Genomic DNA, 20,552 nt, shown 5'->3' with positions numbered 1-20,552 from the left:
GTCTGCGAAGGCGGTTAATGGGCTCGGGGGCGGTGGGGGTATATCCGTTATTTTTGTGATGGCTGAGATGGGTTCCGCTCTTACAGCGGGTCACTTTTGAAAAGAGCCCAAAAGTAACCAAAAGGCTCTTGCCCCACCACTCGGCACCTCGCCTCCGGCTCGGTGTGCCCTCTCTCCGGCATTACTCCGCGGGCCGCCGCGACGGGCCGTCCCTGCCCCGTCGCGGGTAAACCGGCGTCCTGCCGGTTTACCCGCTCCGTAATACCTGCGTTCGGCCAGCGTGGTTGACGGGGCGCCTAAGATCAAAATCAAGATCAAGATCTACAGCACGGCGGCCTAGTAGCCGACCTGAGTGGTTGAATCAAAAGCGAAGCCAAGGCGGCCTGACAGCCGACCTGCTTACTGAAGCTGTTCTCGGTCTAATTGTGGGAGCGGGCTTGCTCGCGAATGCGGTGTGTCAGTCAGTTTATTTGTAACTGGCCCACCGCATTCGCGAGCAAGCCCGCTCCCACATTTTGAGCTCAGTACATCAGGTAGATGTGTGTACTCGGTCAAAGGTGGGAGCTGGCTTGCCTGCGAAAGCATCACCTGGGTATGCCTGATGTACCGAGGTGTCTGCATCGCAGGCAAGCCAGCTCCCACAGAAAAGCAGCTCTGCTTCTGATCTGTTTTTGCTGTGCTGTTGCCCTGCTTTTGCTTCAACCACTCAGGTCGGCTACTAGGCCGCCGTGCTGTAGATCTTGATCTTGATCTTGATCTGACAGGCCCCGTTAACCACGATGGCCGCACGTAGGCACGGTGGAGCGGGTAAACCGGCAGGGATGCCGGTTTAGCCGCGCTGGGCCAGGGATGGCCCATCGCGGCGACCCGCGGAAACGGGCCGGAGTGAGGGCATGCCGAGCCTTAGCGAGGCACCGAGTGGTGGGGCAAAGACCTTTTGGTTACTTTTGGGGCGTTTGCCAAAAGTGACCCGCTGTAAGAGCGGAACCCTAAGTGGCCGTTACCGCAGCAACGGATATGTACCCAAATTACCGATACCCGAAGACCGCCATAGCAACCAAACCACCGATTTGCGCAAGGCAGAAAAGATCTAGCCAGGCTTAACCCGCTCCGACGGCCTGCGCACCCCAGCCACTATCTTGTCCACCGCCTTAGTCGCCGCCACCATCCCAAACGTCGCGGTCACCATCATCACCGCACCAAACCCACCCGCGCAGTCCAGCTTCACGCCATCCCCAACAAAACTCTTCTGCAAACAAATGCTCCCATCCGGCTTCGGATAGCGCAGCTGCTCGGTGGAAAACACGCACGGCACACTGTAATGACGAGTCACGGTGCGCGAAAAACCGTAGTCGCGGCGCAAGGTCGACCGCACTTTCGACGCCAATGGGTCATTGAACGTGCGGTTCAGGTCGCACACCTGAATCAGCGTCGGGTCGATCTGCCCGCCAGCACCGCCGGTGGTGATGATCTGGATCTTGCGGCGCTTGCACCAGGCAATCAACGCAGCCTTGGCGTTAACGGCGTCGATGCAGTCAATCACGCAGTCGATGTTCGGGGTGATGTACTCAGCCATGGTGTCGCGGGTGACGAAGTCCGCCACCGCATGCACGGTGCAATCCGGGTTGATGCCGCGCAGGCGCTCGGCCATCACGTCGACCTTGGGTTTGCCCACGGTGCTGTCCAGCGCGTGCAACTGGCGGTTGCTGTTACTGACGCAGACATCGTCCAGATCAAACAACGAAATCTCGCCCACCCCGCAGCGGGCCATGGCTTCCGCCGCCCAGGAGCCTACTCCGCCGACGCCGACGATCGCCACATGGGCCGCTTTCAAGCGTTCCAGGCCTTCAATGCCATACAAACGGGCGACGCCTGCAAACCGCGGATCTTCTGTGCTCATGACCATTACCCCAAAAACCGGCGCGCATTATGGACTACGCAGCGACAAGTTCGAAGCTTCCAGCTACAAGTAAAGAACTTAGGTGAACATTCGCGGACTAACGTCCGGCTTTTCTCTGTCTGCTGTACGCTCAGGGAAAGGCCGGTGTAGGATGCGCGCCGTTCGGCGTAAGCCGACACCTCTTTTCGTTCCACACCCTTTGGAACCCGAAATAGCCATGTCATCGCGTAAATTTGGACTCAACCTGGTGGTGGTGCTGGCAATTGCCGCGCTGTTCACCGGCTTCTGGGCGCTGATCAACCGCCCGGTCACTACCCCCAACTGGCCTGAGCAGATCTCCGGGTTTTCTTACTCGCCGTTCCAGCAAGGCCAGTTCCCGCAGAAAGATCAGTACCCGACCGACGACCAGATGCGTCAGGATCTTGCGATCATGAGCAAGCTGACGGACAACATCCGTACCTACTCCGTCGACGGCACCCTGGGGGATATCCCCAAGCTGGCAGAAGAGTTCGGCCTGCGCGTGACGTTGGGGATCTGGATCAGCCCGGACCTGGAACGTAACGAGCGCGAAATTCAACGCGCCATCGAGATTGCCAACAGCTCGCGCAGCGTTGTGCGCGTAGTGGTCGGCAACGAAGCCCTGTTCCGTGAAGAAATCACCCCTGAAGCGCTGATTGTGCTGCTGGACCGTGTGCGCGCCGCCGTGAAAGTGCCGGTGACGACCTCCGAGCAGTGGCACATCTGGGAAAAGAACCCGCAACTGGCCAAGCACGTCGACCTGATCGCCGCGCACATCCTGCCGTTCTGGGAATTTATCCCGATGGACAAGGCTGGCCAGTACGTACTCGACCGCGCCCGGGACCTGAAAAAACTGTTCCCGAAAAAGCCGCTGCTGCTGTCGGAAGTGGGCTGGCCGAGTAACGGCCGCATGCGCGGCGGTAACGAAACCTCCCCGGCCGACCAGGCGATTTACCTGCGTACGCTGGTCAACAAGCTCAACCGCCAAGGTTACAACTACTTCGTGATCGAGGCCTTCGACCAGCCGTGGAAGGTCAGCGATGAAGGCTCGGCCGGTGCTTATTGGGGCGTGTACAACGCCGCGCGCCAGCAGAAATTCAACTTTGAAGGCCCGGTGGTCGCAATCCCGCAATGGCGCGTGCTGGCCATCGGCTCAGTGGTGCTCGCGCTGCTGTCGCTGACCCTGCTGATGATCGATGGCTCGGCCCTGCGCCAGCGTGGCCGCACCTTCCTGACCTTTATCGCGTTTTTGTGCGGGTCGGTACTGGTGTGGATCGGCTACGACTACAGCCAGCAATACAGCACCTGGTTCAGCGTGACCGTGGGTATCTTGCTGGCACTCGGCGCCCTCGGCGTGTTTATCGTGTTGCTGACCGAAGCCCACGAATTGGCGGAAGCGGTGTGGACGCACAAGCGTCGACGTGAATTCCTGCCGGTGGAAGGCGATTCGGACTACCGCCCGAAAGTGTCGATCCATGTGCCGTGCTACAACGAGCCGCCGGAGATGGTCAAACAGACCCTCGACGCCCTGGCCGCCCTCGATTACCCGGACTACGAAGTCCTGATCATCGACAACAACACCAAGGACCCGGCCGTCTGGGAGCCGGTGCGCGACTACTGCGAAACCCTCGGCCCGCGCTTCAAGTTCTTCCACGTCTCGCCCCTGGCCGGTTTCAAGGGCGGCGCGCTGAACTACCTGATCCCGCACACCGCCAAGGATGCCGAAGTGATCGCGGTGATCGACTCGGACTACTGCGTGTCGCCGAACTGGCTCAAGCACATGGTGCCGCACTTCGCCGACCCGAAAATCGCCGTGGTGCAGTCGCCGCAGGACTACCGCGACCAGAACGAAAGCACCTTCAAGAAGCTCTGCTACGCCGAATACAAAGGCTTCTTCCATATCGGCATGGTCACCCGCAACGACCGCGACGCGATCATCCAGCACGGCACCATGACCATGACCCGTCGCTCGGTGCTCGAAGAACTCGGCTGGGCCGACTGGTGCATCTGCGAAGACGCCGAACTGGGCCTGCGTGTATTCGAGAAAGGCCTGTCGGCGGCGTATTACCACGACAGCTATGGCAAGGGCTTGATGCCGGATACCTTTATCGACTTCAAGAAACAGCGTTTCCGCTGGGCCTACGGCGCCATCCAGATCATCAAGCGCCACACCGCGAGCCTGCTGCGCGGCAAGGGCACCGAGCTGACCCGTGGCCAGCGTTACCACTTCCTCGCGGGCTGGTTGCCGTGGGTGGCGGATGGCATGAACATTTTCTTCACCGTGGGCGCGCTGTTGTGGTCGGCAGCGATGATCATCGTGCCGACGCGGGTCGACCCGCCGCTGCTGATTTTCGCAATTCCGCCGCTGGCGCTGTTCGTGTTCAAGGTGGGCAAGATCATCTTCCTCTACCGCCGTGCGGTGGGTGTGAACCTGAAAGATGCGTTCTGCGCGGCCTTGGCCGGTTTGGCGTTGTCGCACACCATCGCCAAGGCGGTGCTGTATGGCTTCTTCACCACCAGTATTCCGTTCTTTCGTACACCGAAAAACGCGGATAACCACGGCTTCTGGGTAGCGATTTCCGAAGCCCGCGAAGAGATGTTCATCATGCTGCTGTTGTGGGGCGCGGCGCTGGGGATTTACCTGGTGCAGGGCCTGCCGAGCAATGACATACGCTTCTGGGTGGTGATGCTATTGGTGCAATCGCTGCCGTATGTGGCGGCGTTGATCATGGCGTTCCTCTCGTCGCTGCCAAAACCGGCGCCGAAGGTCGAGCCGGCAACAGCTGAGTAAAAACTTGCGCAATGCACTAAACGGCGGCCTCTGGCCGCCGTTTTGCTATAAGATAACGGCCGTTTTGTGAGACTTGGCCACGCCCTGCTTTCTGTGGGAGCTGGCTTGCCTGCGATAGCATCGCCGCGGTGTACCTGCCCCACCGCGGCGCCTGCATCGCAGGCAAGCCAGCTCCCACATTGAATCGGTCTGTATTCCACATTCGTCCTGCGCCCATTACACGCTTTCCGGAGTTTCCCCATGACGGCCCACGCCGACCTTTCGCCGACCCTTCAACTCGCCATCGACCTGATCCGTCGCCCGTCGGTCACCCCAGTCGACGCCGACTGCCAGAAGCTGATGATGCAGCGCCTGGGCGACGCCGGTTTTGCGCTCGAGCCGATGCGTATCGAAGATGTGGACAACTTCTGGGCAACTCACGGCAAGCACGACGGCCCGGTGCTGTGCTTTGCCGGCCATACCGACGTGGTGCCGACCGGCCCGGTGCAGGCTTGGCAGAACGACCCGTTCGACGCGCTGATCGATGAAAACGGCATGCTTTGCGGCCGTGGCGCTGCCGACATGAAAGGCAGCCTGGCGGCGATGCTGGTCGCGGCCGAGCGCTTCGTCACCGACTACCCGGACCACAAAGGCTCGGTGGCCTTTTTGATCACCAGCGATGAAGAAGGCCCGGCGCACCACGGCACCAAAGCGGTGATCGAGCGCCTGGCAGCCCGCAAGGAGCGCCTGGACTGGTGCATCGTCGGCGAACCGTCGAGCACCACGCTGGTGGGCGATGTGGTCAAGAACGGCCGTCGCGGCTCCCTCGGCGCCACCCTGACCGTGCGCGGCGTGCAAGGCCACGTGGCTTACCCGCACCTGGCGAAGAACCCGATCCACCTGGCCGCCCCGGCCCTGGCGGAATTGGCCGCCGAGCATTGGGATGACGGCAACACCTTCTTCCCGCCGACCAGCTTCCAGATTTCCAACCTCAATTCCGGCACCGGCGCCACCAACGTGATTCCCGGTGACCTGACGGCGGTGTTCAACTTCCGTTTCTCCACCGAGTCCACCGTCGAAGGGCTGCAGCAGCGTGTTGCGCAAATCCTCGACAAGCACGGCCTGGACTGGCACGTGGAATGGGCCTTGTCGGGCCTGCCGTTCCTCACCGAGCCGGGCGCGCTGTTGGATGCGGTTTCGGCCAGCATCAAGGCGATCACCGGCCGTGAGACCCAGGCGTCCACCAGCGGCGGCACGTCCGATGGGCGTTTCATTGCCACCCTCGGCACTCAGGTCGTGGAGCTGGGCCCGGTCAACGCAACGATTCACCAGGTCAACGAACGCATCCTGGCCAGCGACCTCGACGTGCTGACCGAAATCTATTACCAGACCCTGATCAAGTTGCTCGCCTGATGCTCGCTTGCCCGATTTGCAGCGCACCGCTCAACGCGGTAGACAATGGCGTGGCGTGCCCGGCCGGGCACCGTTTCGATCGCGCGCGTCAGGGTTACCTGAACCTATTGCCGGTGCAGCACAAGAACAGCCGCGACCCGGGCGACAACCTCGCCATGGTCCAAGCGCGCCGCGACTTCCTCAACGCCGGGCACTACGCCCCGGTGGCCAAGCGCCTGGCGGAGCTGGCCGCTGAACGCGCGCCGCAGCGCTGGGTGGACATCGGTTGTGGCGAGGGTTACTACACCGCGCAAATCGCCGACGCCCTGCCCCACGCCGACGGCTATGCGCTGGATATTTCCAAGGAAGCCGTCAAGCGCGCGTGCAAACGCAACCCGGCGCTGACCTGGTTGATCGCCAGCATGGCTCGCGTGCCGTTGGCCTCGGGCAGTTGCCAATTTCTCGCCAGCGTTTTCAGCCCACTGGATTGGGAAGAGGCCAAGCGCCTGCTCAGCCCTGGCGGCGGCCTGATGAAGGTCGGCCCGACGGCCGGCCACCTGATGGAGCTGCGCGAACGCCTGTACGACGAAGTGCGCGAGTACACCGACGACAAACATTTGGCCCTGGTGCCTGAAGGCATGAGCCTGGCGCACAGCGAAACCCTGGAATTCACTTTGAGCCTGGCCGTGCCTGAAGACCGCGCAAACCTGCTGGCGATGACACCCCACGGCTGGCGCGCGAGTGCCGAGCGCCGCGCCGAAGTGATCGAGGCGGCCGAGCCGCTGCAGGTCACGGTGTCGATGCGCTACGATTATTTCGTGCTTCAATAACCGACTTTTAAGCATCCGCGAATGGATTTTCGAATCCCGCAACGAGGAACATCCATGCGCCAACCTGATATCGAGATTTACCTGAAGGACGCCGACGTCGACCACAAGGCCATCGCCGCCTGGCTGGGCGCCGCCCTGGGCCCGTGCACCGACTGGGTCCAGAAAGGCCAGACCTACAAGTGCAAGGCCGGCAGCGTGCCGGTCACCTGGCTGCCAAAAGCCGTCGGCAAGTGGAACAGCCTGTACCTGGAAAGCGACCAGACCCCGTGGGACGATGACATCGCCTGCGCCCGCGCTGCGTTTGCCGCGCTGAACGTCGAAGTGCGCTGCGCACCGGGCACGTGGGTTGAGGAGGAAGGTGAGGAAAGCGCTGACCGCTGGATGCGCATCAGCGTGGACGGTGAAGAAGAGATCACCTGGAAAACCGCCTGATTTAAACCTGCAAACCCAATCAATGTGGGAGCTGGCTTGCCTGCGATGGCATCACTGTGGTCTGTCTGATAGACCGAGGTGTCTGCATCGCAGGCAAGCCAGCTCCCACAGTTGATTGGGTTATCAAGGCAGGAGGTGGTCTGCCTTACAACCCCACCACATCCTCCGCCTGCAACCCCTTCTCGCCGGTCACCACGGCGTATTCCACCTGCTGGCCCTCGGCCAGGGAGCGGTGGCCATCACCGCGAATGGCGCGGTAGTGTACAAACACATCCTTGCCGTCTTCACGCTGAATAAAGCCATAGCCTTTTGCATCGTTGAACCACTTCACATTGCCGGTTTCGCGCGTTGCCATCTGTTTTGCTCCCACATGCTTTTATTGTTGAGTCGCTCGCATTGAACTGCCGAGTATAAGACAGGCTCAAAAACGTTCAACTCAAGTTTACATCGCTGCTTTTTTGCCGATTTTCGGCGAATACGGCACACTACCCGCCCGAGCGCCTGCTCGGTTTTTTCCACTTGAAGCAGCACGCCTATGACCCGCTCCCCGTTCCGCCGTCTGGTGTTTGGCACCTTGCGCCGACTGTTGTACCTCTGGGTTCGCTCGGAGACGATCAACCAGTCGTCCCTAACCCTTAACCTCGACCGCAGCCGGCCGGTGTTCTACGTCCTGCAATCGCCCTCCCTCACCGAATTGGCCGTGGTCGATACCGAGTGCACCAAGGCCGGCCTGCCGCGCCCGGTGCTGCCAGTCTCGGTGGGTCCATTGCTGGAACCCGCCGCGTTCTTCTACCTCACGCCGGAGCCCGACTGGCTCGGCCGCCAGGACAAGCGCGGCGCGCCGCCGACCCTGACCCGGCTGGTCAACACCCTGAGCGAACATGCCGAAGAGAATGCACAAATCATTCCGGTCAGCGTGTTCTGGGGGCAGTCGCCTGAAAGCGAATCCAGCCCGTGGAAACTGCTGTTTGCCGACAGCTGGGCCGTCACCGGCCGCCTGCGCCGCTTGCTGAGCATCCTGATCCTGGGTCGCAAGACCCGCGTGCAATTCTCCGCGCCTATCAACCTGCGTGAATTGATCGAGCACAATAAAGGTCACGAACGCACCGTGCGGATGGCCCAGCGCATCCTGCGGGTGCACTTTCGTAACCTGAAGACTGCCGTGATCGGCCCGGACCTGTCGCACCGGCGCAATCTGGTCAAAGGTCTGGTGAATATGCCGCTGGTGCGCCAGGCCATCCTGGATGAGGCCGAGCGCGAAAAAATCTCCCCGGAAAAAGCCAAGGCCCAGGCCCTGCGCTATGGCAACGAGATCGCCTCGGACTACACCTACACCGCGATTCGCTTCCTGGAAGTGGTGTTGAGCTGGTTCTGGAACAAGATTTACGACGGCATCAAAGTGAATAACATCGAAGGTGTGCAAAAGGTTGCCCAAGGCTATGAGGTGATCTACGTGCCTTGTCACCGCAGCCATATCGACTACCTGTTGCTGTCTTACCTGCTGTTCAAAAACGGCCTGACACCGCCGCATATCGCCGCCGGCATCAACCTGAACATGCCGGTGATCGGCAGCCTGCTGCGCCGGGGCGGGGCGTTTTTCATGCGCCGCACCTTCAAGGGCAACCCGCTGTACACCTCGGTGTTCAACGAATACCTGCACACCCTGTTTACCAAAGGCTTCCCGGTGGAGTACTTCGTCGAGGGCGGCCGCTCGCGCACCGGGCGCATGCTGCAGCCGAAAACCGGCATGCTGGCGATCACCCTGCGCAGTTTCCTGCGCTCCTCGCGCATGCCGATCGTGTTTGTGCCGGTGTATATCGGTTATGAACGCGTACTGGAAGGCCGTACTTACCTCGGCGAGCTGCGTGGCGCGAGCAAGAAGAAAGAGTCGATCTTCGATATTTTCAAAGTGGTCGGCGCGCTCAAGCAGCGCTTTGGCCAGGTCGCGGTCAACTTCGGCGAGCCGATCAAACTGGCCGAGTTCCTTGACGCCGAGCAACCCGACTGGCGCGCCCAGGAGCTGGGCCCGAACTACAAACCTGCGTGGCTCAACGAAACCACCAACCGCCTCGGCGAACAGGTGGCGCGCCACCTGAACGAAGCCGCCGCGGTCAACCCGGTGAACCTGGTGGCCCTGGCGCTGCTCTCCACCACGCGCCTGGCCCTGGATGAACAGGCCATGGCGCGCCAGTTGGACCTGTACCTGGCGCTGCTGCGCCGCGTGCCGTATTCGCCGCATACCACCTTGCCGGAAGGCGATGGCCTGGCGCTTATCAAACACGTCAAGGACATGGACCTGCTATCGGAACAGAGCGACGCACTGGGTAAGATTTTGTACCTGGACGAGCAGAACGCTGTCCTGATGACCTACTACCGCAACAACGTGCTGCACATCTTCGCCCTGCCGGCATTGTTGGCGAGCTTCTTCCAGAGCAGCTCGCGCATGAGCCGCGAACAGATCCTGCGCTACACCCGCGCGCTTTACCCGTACCTGCAATCGGAGCTGTTTATCCGCTGGTCGCTGGACGAGTTGGACGCAGTGGTCGACCAGTGGCTTGCGGCGTTCGTCGAGCAAGGCCTGCTGCGCTTCGAGAATGATGTGTACTTGCGCCCAGCCCCGAGTTCACGGCACTTCGTGCTGCTGACGCTGCTGTCCAAGAGCATCGCCCAGACCCTGCAACGCTTCTACATGGCGATCTCACTGCTGCTCAACAGCGGCCAGAACAGCATCAGCGCCGAAGAACTGGAAGACCTGTGCACGATCATGGCTCAGCGCCTGTCGATCCTGCATGGCCTCAACGCCCCGGAGTTCTTCGACAAGAGCCTTTTCCGACATTTTATCCAGACGTTGCTGGAGCAAGATGTGCTGCGTCGCGATGAGGCAGGCAAGTTGAGTTATCACGACCTTCTGGGTGAACTGGCTGAAGGCGCGGCGAAGCGCGTGCTGCCGGCCGATATTCGCCTGTCGATCCGCCAAGTGGCGTTGCACCGCGTGGATGGCGCGGCCGAAACGCCGGTCGAAGCGCCGCTCGAACCTGGGCCGGTCAACCCTGAAGAAAACCGCTAGATTGAATAAGGCGTCGGATGGATTCCGGCGCCGTTGAAAAGGAGCTGTACCATGAAAAAGATCATCCTCCTGGGCCTGACCGCCCTGCTCGGAGCCTGCCAATCCATGCCCCCCGCACCCAAGGCCAGCCTCGACGGCGAAGTGTTCTACCTGCAACGTATCGCCCTGCCGCCCGCCGCCACCTTGAGCGTCAGCCTGCAGGACGTGTCGTTGATGGACGCGCCGGCCGTGACCCTCGCCGAACAGAAAGGCCCGGTCAAAGGCCAGGTGCCGCTGGCGTTTCACCTGAGCTACGATCCGGCGCAGATCAAGCCCGGCCACACTTATTCGGTGAGCGCTCGCATCGAGCTGGATGGCAAGCTACTGTTTATCACCACCGAACGGCACGCTGTGCAGCTCAACGGCCAAGACCCACAACCGCTGCGCCTGCGGGTTGATGCGGTCGCACACTGATCACTCCATTTTTAAAGGAAGCGCTCATGCTCCGTAACTCCCTTCGCCTCACTGCCCTGTGCGCCGGCCTCCTGCTCGGCGCCAACGCCATGGCCCTGAACCTTGGCAGCCTGTCCCAGGGCGACGCCAGCGGCGGCCTCAAGGACGCACTGACCCAAGGCGCACAGATCGCCGTGAAACAACTGGGGGTTCCCGGTGGTTTCAGCAACAACCCTGAAGTGAAGATCGGCCTGCCCGGCAAGCTGGGCAAAGTCGCTGACAAACTGAAAATGTTCGGCATGGGTGATCAGGTCACGCAGCTGGAAACCAGCATGAATAAGGCGGCTGAAACCGCCGTGACCCAGGCTCAGCCGATCCTGGTCAATGCCGTGAAAAACATGAGCGTGACCGACGCCAAGGGCATCCTTGCGGGTGGCCAGGACTCGGCGACGCAATACCTGAATAAAAGCAGCCGCGAAGAGATCCGGGCCAAGTTCCTGCCGATCGTCAAGGCCGCCACCGACAAGGTCGGCGTTGCCCAACAGTACAACGCCCTGGCCGGCAAGGCAGCAGCGTTTGGCGCGGTTGATGCCAAAAGTGCCAACGTCGAAAGCTACGTGACCGAACAGGCGCTGGATGGCTTGTTCAAGATGATCGCGCAGCAGGAAGAAACCATTCGCAAGAACCCGGCGGCAGCGGCCACCAGCTTGGCGAAGAAGGTGTTTGGCGCGCTGTAACCCCTCAGAATCATCCCCACTCACTGCACCCAGGCCCATACAGGCCTGGGCGCAGCTGTCTTACGCTAGCAGCCTAGCGACTCAACGATACAACGGGCACAAAGGCCTGTAGGGCACTGGCTGCTCACAGATCGGGTAAGGCTGTGTTTGGGGTTGTGGATGTGGTTTGGCGTAGCCCGGCTGGGCGGTGTGGGAATGACAATCAACGGGCTCACAGATCGGGTAAGTCTGCGGTTGCGGTTTAGCGTAGCTCGGCCTGGCGGGCTGGGGATGACAATCAGCGGGCTGGTTTGAATAAGACTGATAATGACTGCTCTGCCCATAGACCGGCCGCTGCGGCCTCGCGGTCCCAATATCGTTACAAGGCAATTTGTTGCCCACCAGCGTCCCTAGAAATGCACCTTTGAAAGCAGCAATGCTATTTAAAAACGACATGTAATACTCCATAAACTCATTGAAATAGGCACGACCGCCAAAAGAGGAAGCCGAAACCTGCGCCTGTCCATCAGGCAAATCTGAGTGGAGTAAAAAAAGCCTATCGTTCCAGCTGAACCGAAGCCGCTTTGCATCACCATGTTAATCAATGAATAACCGAGTCCGCCAACCGCCCCATCATGAGCGTGGCGAAACAGCAGATCGCCAGGGACGTCGCGCGGTTAATCTTCAACGGCGTCAGCCATGCCTTCCGAACCCCTTCGAAACGACTGCCCAGCACGATCCAGGCTGACCCTACCGGTATCACCACCAGCGCGAGCGTGACCATGAACCCGGCATAGCCTTGCAGCGAAGCAAAGGCGTTGATCGGCGCGATAAACGAAACGATCAGCAGGCCTTTGGGGTTCATCACCGTGAGCCAGAAGAAATACAGGCCGGAAAAACGGTCGCTGCTCGACTCGACGGCGCTGTTATTACGTTGCCACAGCGTGTAGGAAAGCTTGAGCAAGTAGCAAACGGCCGCCAACTGCGTGGCCTTCACCGCCCATGGCGACCAGGCCGACAGATAGACCAATGCCGCCCCCCAAACTGACACCTGAAGCAAATAAGCCAGGCACTCGATAAATGCCATGCGCCATGAAGCTGCAAAGCCAAACAGCACCCCGGCGCGCATCAACAGGGTGTTTGTCGGCCCAGGCACGACCAGCAACAACACCAGTGCAGAAACGGTCCCAAACATGAAGATTATCCTCGGCCGCAATTGATCATTTGTCTTCGCACCCATAGCGCTACTGCGTCAGCGTGAATGACCAGGCAAGCGTGGCTATCATCAAAATCGCGAAGCTTACGTTAAGTCGTCGGCTCCAAGTGGGATGGATGAACAACGTGCGCATCCGGCTGCCCGCAAACAGCCACAAAAAGTCGAAGACCACACACACCAATAAGCAAATGAAGGCTTTTGTGCCCTGCTCCCAGGCGGGCGTCGTGCCCAAGGTAAAACTGCCCAACAACGCCGCAAACGCGGCATACGCCTTGATGTTCGCGGCGCCCAACACAAACCCGGCGCCCCAGCCCGGCGTGATCATGGACTGTTCATCGTTGATGGGTGGCGCAGTGCCAATGCGATAGGCCAGCCAAACAATATAAACAATGGAGATGACGGTCAGTGCCGTGGCCAGCATCGGAAAACTGTGCAGAACCACATAGAGCCCCGTGGCAACGAATGCCATGGCAACGACCAACCCCAGCGTGATCCCGACAAAAAACTGAATCGAGCGCTGCATCCCATACGCCGCCCCACTCGCCGCCAGCGCCAGGGTGGCGGGACCCGGGCTGGCAAGTAAAGCGATGGCGGCGACGGTAAAGGTGAATGTCGCCTGGTAAACGCCAAGCAGGGCATCGGGCATGCAATTTTCCTCTACGGCGGAGTTCGCAACGACTAACGGGGCAGCCCATTTTCGTGGCAGTAATAGAGCGTTCGGTGGTTTTTCATGAAATCGATCACGCCATTGGCAACGGCCATCGGGTCCTCTTTGTGCAACAGCACCTTGGCAATCTGCTCGGCGATCCAGGCCATTTCCGGCTCTTTCATACCCAGCCGTGTGACCTCCACAGTGCCTAGCCGAATTCCCGTTTCCCGGTACGGGTCCGTGTCCCAAGGCAGCGGCATTTCGTTGGTTATGATGTTGGCCGCCTCCAGGCACTGCACCGCGGCGCGGCCGCTGGCAAAGGGTTTGGAATCGATCACGATCTGATGGGTCCGGGTATAGCCCTGCTCTCGATAGAAAACGCTGACGCCCCGCAGGTCCAAGTGCCTGGCCAACGCCTGCGCGTTGCTCACCACCTGTTTCATGTAGGGTTGGCCGTACTCCAGCATTTCAGTGGCCGCCACGGCGAGAGCCGCCACGCGGTTGATCTGATGGCTGCCGGTCAGGGTGGGGAAAATGGCCTCGTGCACAGGCAGCGTCAGTGCCGCATCGTTCCAGGCGATAACACCGCCTTGAGGGCCACTGAAGGTTTTTCCGGAAGAGCCTGTCATCAGGTCAGCGCCCTCTGCCAAGGGGTCCTGAAACAACCCCGCGCTGATCAAGCCCAGTTGGTGGGCGGCGTCGAAATAGACCTTGCCACCCCACGGTGAAACAATGCCCTTGATGTCCGCCACCGGCAGCGGAAACAGGGTCAGCGTCATGCCCAGCCCGATCACGGCAGGCTTGAGTGTCTGGGCGATCTCGCTGAAACGCGTGAGGTCGATGTCCGCGGTCTTGTGCACGAACGGAATGTCCCACACCTTGAGCCCACGCACACCCGGCGGCCCGTTGGTGCGGTTGCTGGTATCACCGCCCCTGATCACCGGCACGGTCATCACGTTGTCCTCGGGGCGAGCAAGCGCCGTGTACGCCGCCAGTACAGCCGCCATACCGCCCATCAATCGATGGTCGGCGTGTTGGGCCCGCAACGTGAGCTTCAACAGTTCCACACAGAGCGACTCCAGCTCGTCGATATTCTTCATGCCGGAAAAAAAACGGTTGTCCCGCCCGATGTGCCCACCCGATGCACGCGTGCCGACTTCACTGGACAGCAACGCGCGAACGGACGGGCTGGTAGGTGACTCGGCGGCCACGAGATTGATGCACTGCTGCCCGCGCCATTGCTCATTGCGAACGACTGCCGCCCTGACCAGATCGGCCATGGCCGCGTGTGATTGCGCCTGTTTCAACAAGGCACTGGCGCGCTGGAGACATTCAATATCGTGCATGATCTGCATTCCGTGAGTTCATGAACCAACCGGACAGAGTTGTTTTACGTCAGGCTTTTGGCAGCCTCGGCGTGCTGGTCTTCCCACCAGCGGTCATTGCCGTGCAGGTTTCGGGTGAGATCTTTTTCCGCGGCCCACGTCATGTTGAGGATGATCCGAGTGGCATCTTCATTGAGTGGAATCGTGCGGTGCAGCGTGGTGTCCGTGCGCAGGAAATAAATATCTCCCGTCGTGAAGCCATAGGTCGCAATCGGGTTGCTGCACAGCAACTCGTGAATCCTGGGATTGGATTTATCCCACGAGGTGTGAGGCACACATTGCAGCATTCCGCCCTTGGCAATCGGCGGTGTTTCGATAATCCAGATCAGCGCAAAACTGTAGTCGCCCCAATGCCAACCGTGGGTGTCACCTTTGCGCTCCTGCTTGGTAATCAGGTATTCCTCGTCCTGGGAGACGGACGCGACAATTCGAGTACCTGCGATCACAGACAAGGTATCAAGCAGTACGTCGGATTTTGACAGTGTGCTGATCAGCGGACTGTTTTCAGCAATGAACTCGCTGCGCACCACACTCATGTAGCGCGGCGTATTGTCGGTGGTTGCCAAATGCAGGTCGCGGCGCTCAAGTTGACGGTCAATCAGCCCATTGACTTCAGCGGTAATCTTTTCGCGCAGGCCATCATCGACAATATCGCGCAACTTTATAAACCCGTTGCGGGAAAATTCATGTCGCAGTGAAAACAAGTGCGCGTCAGGAAAGTTATTAACGTGGTGCTGTTGCAGGCGAGCCTCATCAAGTACGTAGTTCATTTCAATCCCTCGATAAATAGATCAAGTTGAAAGAGCGGCACAGTACTGCGTATGACTGCACGCCAGACAATAGGGAGGGATTCTGGAAAAATCCATTCTTTTTTCTTGGAACTGTGGTATGTAAGATTTTCACGCTATTTCATCAATGTTCGTAAGGTCCATCTAATGAAAAGGCTTACAAAAACCGATCAGAAACTAGACCCTCTTGATCGCGCGTTGATTGTTGCACTGCACCAGAACGCCCGCGCGTCCATCCGCGCACTCGGCCGGCAGGTGGGTTTGTCCGCGCCCGGCTGCAGCGAACGCCTCAAACGCCTGGAAGTGGCGGGAGTGATCAGCGGCTTCAGCGTAGAGTTGGATGCGCAGGCACTGGGGTTTTCGCTACAGGCACTGGTGCGGGTAAAACCGCTGACGGGAAAGTTTCAGGAAGTTGAACAACTATTGTCAGAGATGGCCGAATGTATTGTTTGCTATAAAATAACCGGAGAAGATAGTTTCGTCTGCCATCTCTATACCCACTCGGTCAGCCATCTGGATCATACACTGCAACGCATTACGCCCTTGGCCGACACCAACACCTCAATTATTAAAACCGTTGATAAAAAATTACCTGCACTCTAATAAACCACGTGGGAGATATTCAGGCTTTAACAGCAGTTATCGGATTTCAGGCTTTTCCCACACCCTCTAACCTCAGCTCAAAGCCCTCATACCTCCCTCTATAACTATCGCGCGTCCTTCTTGATGCGAAACCACGCCGCATACAACGCTGGCAGGAACAATAAGGTCAACGCCGTCGCCACAATCAACCCACCCATGATCGCCACGGCCATTGGCCCGAAGAACACGCTGCGTGACAGTGGAATCATCGCCAGCACCGCCGCCAGGGCTGTCAGCACAATCGGGCGGAAGCGTCGCACGGTCGCTTCGATGATCGCTTGCCACGGCGCCAGGCCGGCCTTGATGTCTTGTTCGATCTGGTCCACCAGGATTACCGAGTTACGCATGATCATCCCCGACAAGGCGATGGTCCCCAGCATGGCGACGAAGCCAAACGGCTGGCGGAACACCAGCAGAAACAAGGTCACGCCGATAAGGCCCAGCGGCGCGGTCAGAAACACCATCGCCGTGCGTGAGAAACTGCGCAGTTGCAGCATCAGCAACGTCAGCACCACCACGATAAACAGTGGCACCCCGGCCTTGACCGAGTTCTGGCCACGCGCGGAATCCTCGACGGTGCCGCCCACTTCAAGCAGATAACCATCCGGCAATTCGGCACGCACGCCTTCGAGGGTCGGCAGGATTTGCTGGACCAGGGTCGCCGGTTGTTCCTTGCCATAGATATCGGCGCGCACGGTCACGGTCGGCAGGCGATTGCGGTGCCAGATAATGCCCTCTTCGAAACCATATTCGAGGGTGGCGATCTGCGACAGCGCGACGCTTTTGCCGTTATCCGTCGGCACTGCAAGGCTGGGCAACAGCGACAATTCGCTGCGCTCATGCACGGTGCCGCGCAGGAGGATCTCGATCAACTCGTTGTCCTCGCGGTACTGGCTGACGGTGGAACCGGTGAGTGAACTCTGCAGGAATTTCGACAGGTTGGCGGTGCTCACACCCAGCGCGCGGGCGCGGTCCTGGTCGATATTGAGGTAGACGATTTTGCTCGGCTCTTCCCAGTCCAGGTGCACGTTGACCACGTGGGTATTTTCGCGAACCTTGGCCGCCACTTTGCGCGCCAGGGCGCGGACTTCTTCGATGTGCTCGCCGGTCACACGAAATTGCACCGGGTAACCCACAGGCGGACCGTTCTCCAGGCGCGTGACCCGCGAGCGCAGCTCGGGGAACTGTTCGTTAAGGGTTTCAATCAGCCAGGTGCGCAGGCTTTCGCGCTCTTCGATGGTCTTCGCCAGCACCACAAATTGCGCGAAGCTGGCGGCGGGCAGTTGCTGGTCCAACGGCAGGTAGAAGCGTGGCGAACCGGTGCCGACGTAGGCCACGTAGTTGTCGATGCCGGCGTGCTCCTTGAGCAAGGCTTCCAGGCGTTTGACCTGTTCGGCGGTGTTGCTCAGGGAAGCGCCTTCAGCCAGTTTGAGGTCGACCATCAACTCCAGTCGCCCCGAGGCTGGGAAGAACTGTTGCGGCACAAAGCGAAACAGCGCGACCGAGCCGATAAACAACAGCAGCGTCAGCACGATCACGGTTTTGCGCCGACGCACACACCATTCGACCAAACGCCTGACACGCTGATAGAAAGGCGTGCCGTAGGGATCAGGCCCGTCAGTGCCATGTTTGGCAGCATGAATTTTCGCCAAGTCCGGCAGGAGTTTTTCCCCCAGATACGGCACAAACACCACGGCGGCCACCCAGGACGCCAGCAAGGCGATGGTCACTACCTGGAAGATGGAGCGGGTGTATTCGCCGGTGCTCGATTGCGCGGTGGCAATTGGCAGGAAGCCTGCGGCGGTAATCAAGGTGCCGGTGAGCATCGGGAACGCGGTGCTGGTCCAGGCGAAGCTTGCGGCCTTGAGGCGGTCGTAGCCCTGCTCCATTTTGATCGCCATCATTTCCACGGCGATGATCGCATCGTCGACCAGCAAACCCAGGGCTAACACCAGTGCGCCGAGGGAAATCTTGTGCAGGCCGATGCCCAGGTAATACATGGTGGTAAAGGTCATCGCCAGCACCAGCGGAATCGCCAGGGCTACGACCATGCCGGTGCGCACACCGAGGGAGAAGAAGCTCACCAACAGGACGATGGCCAGTGCCTCGGCGAGGACCTGGACGAATTCGCCGACGCTGGTTTTTACCGCCGCCGGTTGGTCCGACACCTTGCGCAGCTCCATGCCTGCCGGAAGGTTCTTTTGCAGGCGTGCGAATTGGCCTTCGAGGGCCTTGCCCAATACCAGAATGTCGCCGCCGTCACGCATGGCCACGGCCAGGCCGATGGCGTCTGCGCCCATGTAGCGCATGCGCGGTGCCGGTGGGTCGTTGAAGCCGCGATGGATGTCGGCCACGTCGCCGATACGCAAGGTGCGGTCACCCACGCGAATCGGGAAGTTACGGATCTCCTCCACCGTCTTGAAGTTGCCCGACACCCGCAGCTGTACACGCTCGGTCGGGGTTTCGAAGAAGCCGGCCGTAGAGACGGCGTTCTGCTCCTGCAACGCTTGTTGCACCGCCGCCAGCGGCAGGCCGAGGGTGGCGAGTTTGAGGTTGGACAGCTCGATCCAGATCTTCTCGTCCTGTAGGCCAAGCAGCTCGACCTTGCCCACATCCGGCACGCGTTGCAGTTGAATCTGGATGCGATCGGCGTAGTCCTTGAGCACCGCGTAGTCGAAGCCGTCGCCGGTCAAGGCGTAGATATTGCCGAAGGTGGTGCCGAACTCATCGTTGAAAAACGGCCCCTGGATATCCGGCGGCAACGTCTGGCGAATGTCGCTGATCTTCTTGCGCACCTGATACCACAAGTCGGGAATCTGCGCCGAGTGCATCGAATCGCGCGCCATGAAGGTGACCTGGGATTCACCCGGCCGCGAGAAGGAGACGATGCGCTCATAGTCGCCGGTCTCCATGAGTTTTTTCTCGATCCGCTCGGTGACCTGGCGCGAGACTTCCTGCGCCGTGGCCCCCGGCCAGTTGGTTTTGATCACCATGGCCTTGAAGGTAAACGGCGGGTCTTCGCTTTGCCCCAACTTGGTGTAGGACAGCGTGCCGACCACCGCCAGCAGGATCATCAGGAACAGTACGATCTGGCGATTACGCAGCGCCCATTCGGAAAGATTGAAACCCATCGGGGACTACTCCTTGTTGGCCGCCAGATTCACGACACGGTTGGAGCGATCCACCGGGCGCACGTGCTGGCCCTCATGGAGCACATGCACGCCAGCTGCAATCACCCAATCGGTGGGTGCCAGGCCTTCCAGTACCGGTACGGTTTTTTCACCAAAGGCACCGATGCGTACCGCCGTGCGCTTGAGGGTGTTGTCCGGCTGCACAGACCAGACGTAAGACGCGCCGTTCTCCGCACTCAGGGCCGACAGTGGCACCGACAGCGCAATCACGCCGTCGGCTTGTATGAATACGCGGGCACTTTGGCCCAGTTCGGCCGGGACTTTGCCGCCAGTGAAGGCGACGCGGGCGGCGAACGTGCGGGATTTCGGATCGGCAGCGGGCGACAGCTCACGAATGCGCCCGGCAAATCGCTGGTCGGGCTGGCTCCACAACTCGACCGACACCGGCTGGCCGATCTTGAAGCGGCCGAAGCCTTGTTCCGGCAGGCTGATCAGCACTTCGCGCTCGCCATCGGTGGCCAGGGTGAACACGGTCTGGCCAGCGGACACCACTTGGCCGACTTCCACCGCGCGTTTGGCGACCACACCGTCCTGCGGCGCGCGCAGCACGGCGTAACCGGCCTGGTTGCTGGACACGTCGAATTCGGCCTTGATTTGCTTCAGGCGTGCTTCGCCGGATCGGTAGAGGTTTTCGGAATTGTCGTACTGGGAACGGCTGACCATCTGACGGTCCATCAGGGTCTTGTAGCGGTCACGCTCGGCACGCACCAGGCTCAGGTTGGCTTCGGCAGCAGCGACCTGGGCGCGAGTGGCTTCCAATTGCAGGCGCACATCCTGCGGGTCGAGTTCGGCCAGCGGCTGGTTGGCCTTGACCCGCTCGCCCTCCTCCACCAGACGTTTGCTGACTTTGCCGCCAATGCGAAAGGCCAGGTCCGGCTCATAACGCGCACGTACCTCGCCTGGGAAACTGTCCATCGCCTGCGCCGCGGGCTGCGGTTGCACCACCATGGCCGGGCGGATGGTGGTTTGGGCCGCTTCTTCATGGCCGCAAGCAGCCAACAGGAAGACCAGGCTGACAGGCAACGCAAGGGGCAGGAAAGTACTGCGCATGCTGAAGGACCTTTCGCAAATGGAGCTTGGAATAATTATACTGGCGGGTATGTTATTAATACCAAACTCACCAG

16 protein-coding genes are annotated in these 20,552 nt (G+C 60.1%); 8 read left to right on the top strand and 8 right to left on the bottom strand.

All coding sequences use genetic code 11. From position 1 onward, the window contains the following. Window positions 1-1,090: 1,090 nt before the first annotated feature. Window positions 1,091-1,900 (bottom strand): tRNA cyclic N6-threonylcarbamoyladenosine(37) synthase TcdA, encoded by an 810-nt coding sequence (gene tcdA, locus ACA065_RS06925; protein WP_497693872.1) that lies wholly within the window; start codon window positions 1,898-1,900, stop codon window positions 1,091-1,093. 217 nt (window positions 1,901-2,117) lie between these two features. Here tcdA and ACA065_RS06920 point away from each other — a divergent pair, with 217 nt between their 5' ends. The 4 genes from ACA065_RS06920 (at window position 2,118) to ACA065_RS06905 (ending at window position 7,342) form a co-directional block, all read left to right on the top strand. Next, window positions 2,118-4,709: a glycosyltransferase gene (locus ACA065_RS06920; RefSeq protein ID WP_497693871.1), complete on the top strand. Its 2,592-nt coding sequence runs from the start codon at window positions 2,118-2,120 to the stop codon at window positions 4,707-4,709. A 240-nt stretch (window positions 4,710-4,949) separates the two neighbouring features. Continuing rightward, complete coding sequence (dapE, locus tag ACA065_RS06915; protein ID WP_497693870.1) at window positions 4,950-6,101, top strand: succinyl-diaminopimelate desuccinylase; 1,152 nt, start codon at window positions 4,950-4,952, stop codon at window positions 6,099-6,101. Further along, window positions 6,101-6,910 (top strand): putative RNA methyltransferase, encoded by an 810-nt coding sequence (locus ACA065_RS06910; RefSeq protein ID WP_497693869.1) that lies wholly within the window; start codon window positions 6,101-6,103, stop codon window positions 6,908-6,910. The genes dapE and ACA065_RS06910 overlap by 1 nt, the downstream gene beginning before the upstream one ends. 54 nt (window positions 6,911-6,964) lie before the next feature. Continuing rightward, the gene (locus ACA065_RS06905) at window positions 6,965-7,342 is read left to right on the top strand and encodes a hypothetical protein (protein ID WP_242154743.1); all 378 of its coding nucleotides are present in this window, start codon (window positions 6,965-6,967) and stop codon (window positions 7,340-7,342) included. Between the two features lie 145 nt (window positions 7,343-7,487). Here the strand turns inward: ACA065_RS06905 and ACA065_RS06900 are convergent, their stop codons facing one another. After that, the gene (locus ACA065_RS06900; protein ID WP_032891681.1) at window positions 7,488-7,697 is read right to left on the bottom strand and encodes a cold-shock protein; all 210 of its coding nucleotides are present in this window, start codon (window positions 7,695-7,697) and stop codon (window positions 7,488-7,490) included. Between the two features lie 180 nt (window positions 7,698-7,877). Between ACA065_RS06900 and plsB the strand changes: the two genes are divergently transcribed. The 3 genes from plsB to ACA065_RS06885 are packed head-to-tail and all read left to right on the top strand — an operon-like array spanning window position 7,878 to window position 11,578. Further along, window positions 7,878-10,409, top strand: a complete 2,532-nt coding sequence (plsB, locus tag ACA065_RS06895; protein ID WP_497693868.1) for a glycerol-3-phosphate 1-O-acyltransferase PlsB — start codon at window positions 7,878-7,880, stop codon at window positions 10,407-10,409. A 51-nt stretch (window positions 10,410-10,460) separates the two neighbouring features. Next, window positions 10,461-10,862 carry a YbaY family lipoprotein gene (locus tag ACA065_RS06890; RefSeq protein ID WP_497693867.1) on the top strand — a complete coding sequence of 134 codons (402 nt, stop codon included), beginning with the start codon at window positions 10,461-10,463 and terminating at the stop codon, window positions 10,860-10,862. 26 nt (window positions 10,863-10,888) lie between these two features. Beyond that, the gene (locus ACA065_RS06885; RefSeq protein WP_497693866.1) at window positions 10,889-11,578 is read left to right on the top strand and encodes a DUF4197 domain-containing protein; all 690 of its coding nucleotides are present in this window, start codon (window positions 10,889-10,891) and stop codon (window positions 11,576-11,578) included. 580 nt (window positions 11,579-12,158) lie between these two features. On the opposite strand, the gene ACA065_RS06880 is transcribed toward ACA065_RS06885, so the two are convergent. The 4 genes from ACA065_RS06880 to ACA065_RS06865 are packed head-to-tail and all read right to left on the bottom strand — an operon-like array spanning window position 12,159 to window position 15,577. After that, complete coding sequence (locus ACA065_RS06880; RefSeq protein ID WP_497693865.1) at window positions 12,159-12,752, bottom strand: LysE family translocator; 594 nt, start codon at window positions 12,750-12,752, stop codon at window positions 12,159-12,161. A gap of 49 nt (window positions 12,753-12,801) precedes the next feature. Then, window positions 12,802-13,419 carry a LysE family translocator gene (locus ACA065_RS06875; protein ID WP_497693864.1) on the bottom strand — a complete coding sequence of 206 codons (618 nt, stop codon included), beginning with the start codon at window positions 13,417-13,419 and terminating at the stop codon, window positions 12,802-12,804. 32 nt (window positions 13,420-13,451) lie between these two features. Then, entirely contained in the window at window positions 13,452-14,768 is a 1,317-nt protein-coding gene (gene glyA / locus ACA065_RS06870; protein WP_497693863.1) for a serine hydroxymethyltransferase, read from the bottom strand. Between the two features lie 44 nt (window positions 14,769-14,812). Continuing rightward, entirely contained in the window at window positions 14,813-15,577 is a 765-nt protein-coding gene (locus ACA065_RS06865; RefSeq protein WP_497693862.1) for a HalD/BesD family halogenase, read from the bottom strand. Window positions 15,578-15,628: 51 nt separating this feature from the next. Between ACA065_RS06865 and ACA065_RS06860 the strand changes: the two genes are divergently transcribed. After that, window positions 15,629-16,198 carry an Lrp/AsnC family transcriptional regulator gene (locus ACA065_RS06860; protein WP_497693861.1) on the top strand — a complete coding sequence of 190 codons (570 nt, stop codon included), beginning with the start codon at window positions 15,629-15,631 and terminating at the stop codon, window positions 16,196-16,198. Window positions 16,199-16,302: 104 nt separating this feature from the next. Here the strand turns inward: ACA065_RS06860 and ACA065_RS06855 are convergent, their stop codons facing one another. Both ACA065_RS06855 and ACA065_RS06850 read right to left on the bottom strand, forming a co-directional pair. After that, entirely contained in the window at window positions 16,303-19,368 is a 3,066-nt protein-coding gene (locus ACA065_RS06855) for an efflux RND transporter permease subunit (RefSeq protein ID WP_497693860.1), read from the bottom strand. 6 nt (window positions 19,369-19,374) lie between these two features. Continuing rightward, window positions 19,375-20,478: an efflux RND transporter periplasmic adaptor subunit gene (locus ACA065_RS06850; RefSeq protein ID WP_497693859.1), complete on the bottom strand. Its 1,104-nt coding sequence runs from the start codon at window positions 20,476-20,478 to the stop codon at window positions 19,375-19,377. Window positions 20,479-20,552: the final 74 nt, after the last annotated feature.

This window comes from Pseudomonas sp. LBUM1640 (assembly GCF_059716225.1).
The sequence above is the reverse complement of the archived record's forward strand: the minus strand, read 5'-3'. Positions and strand labels throughout refer to the sequence as shown.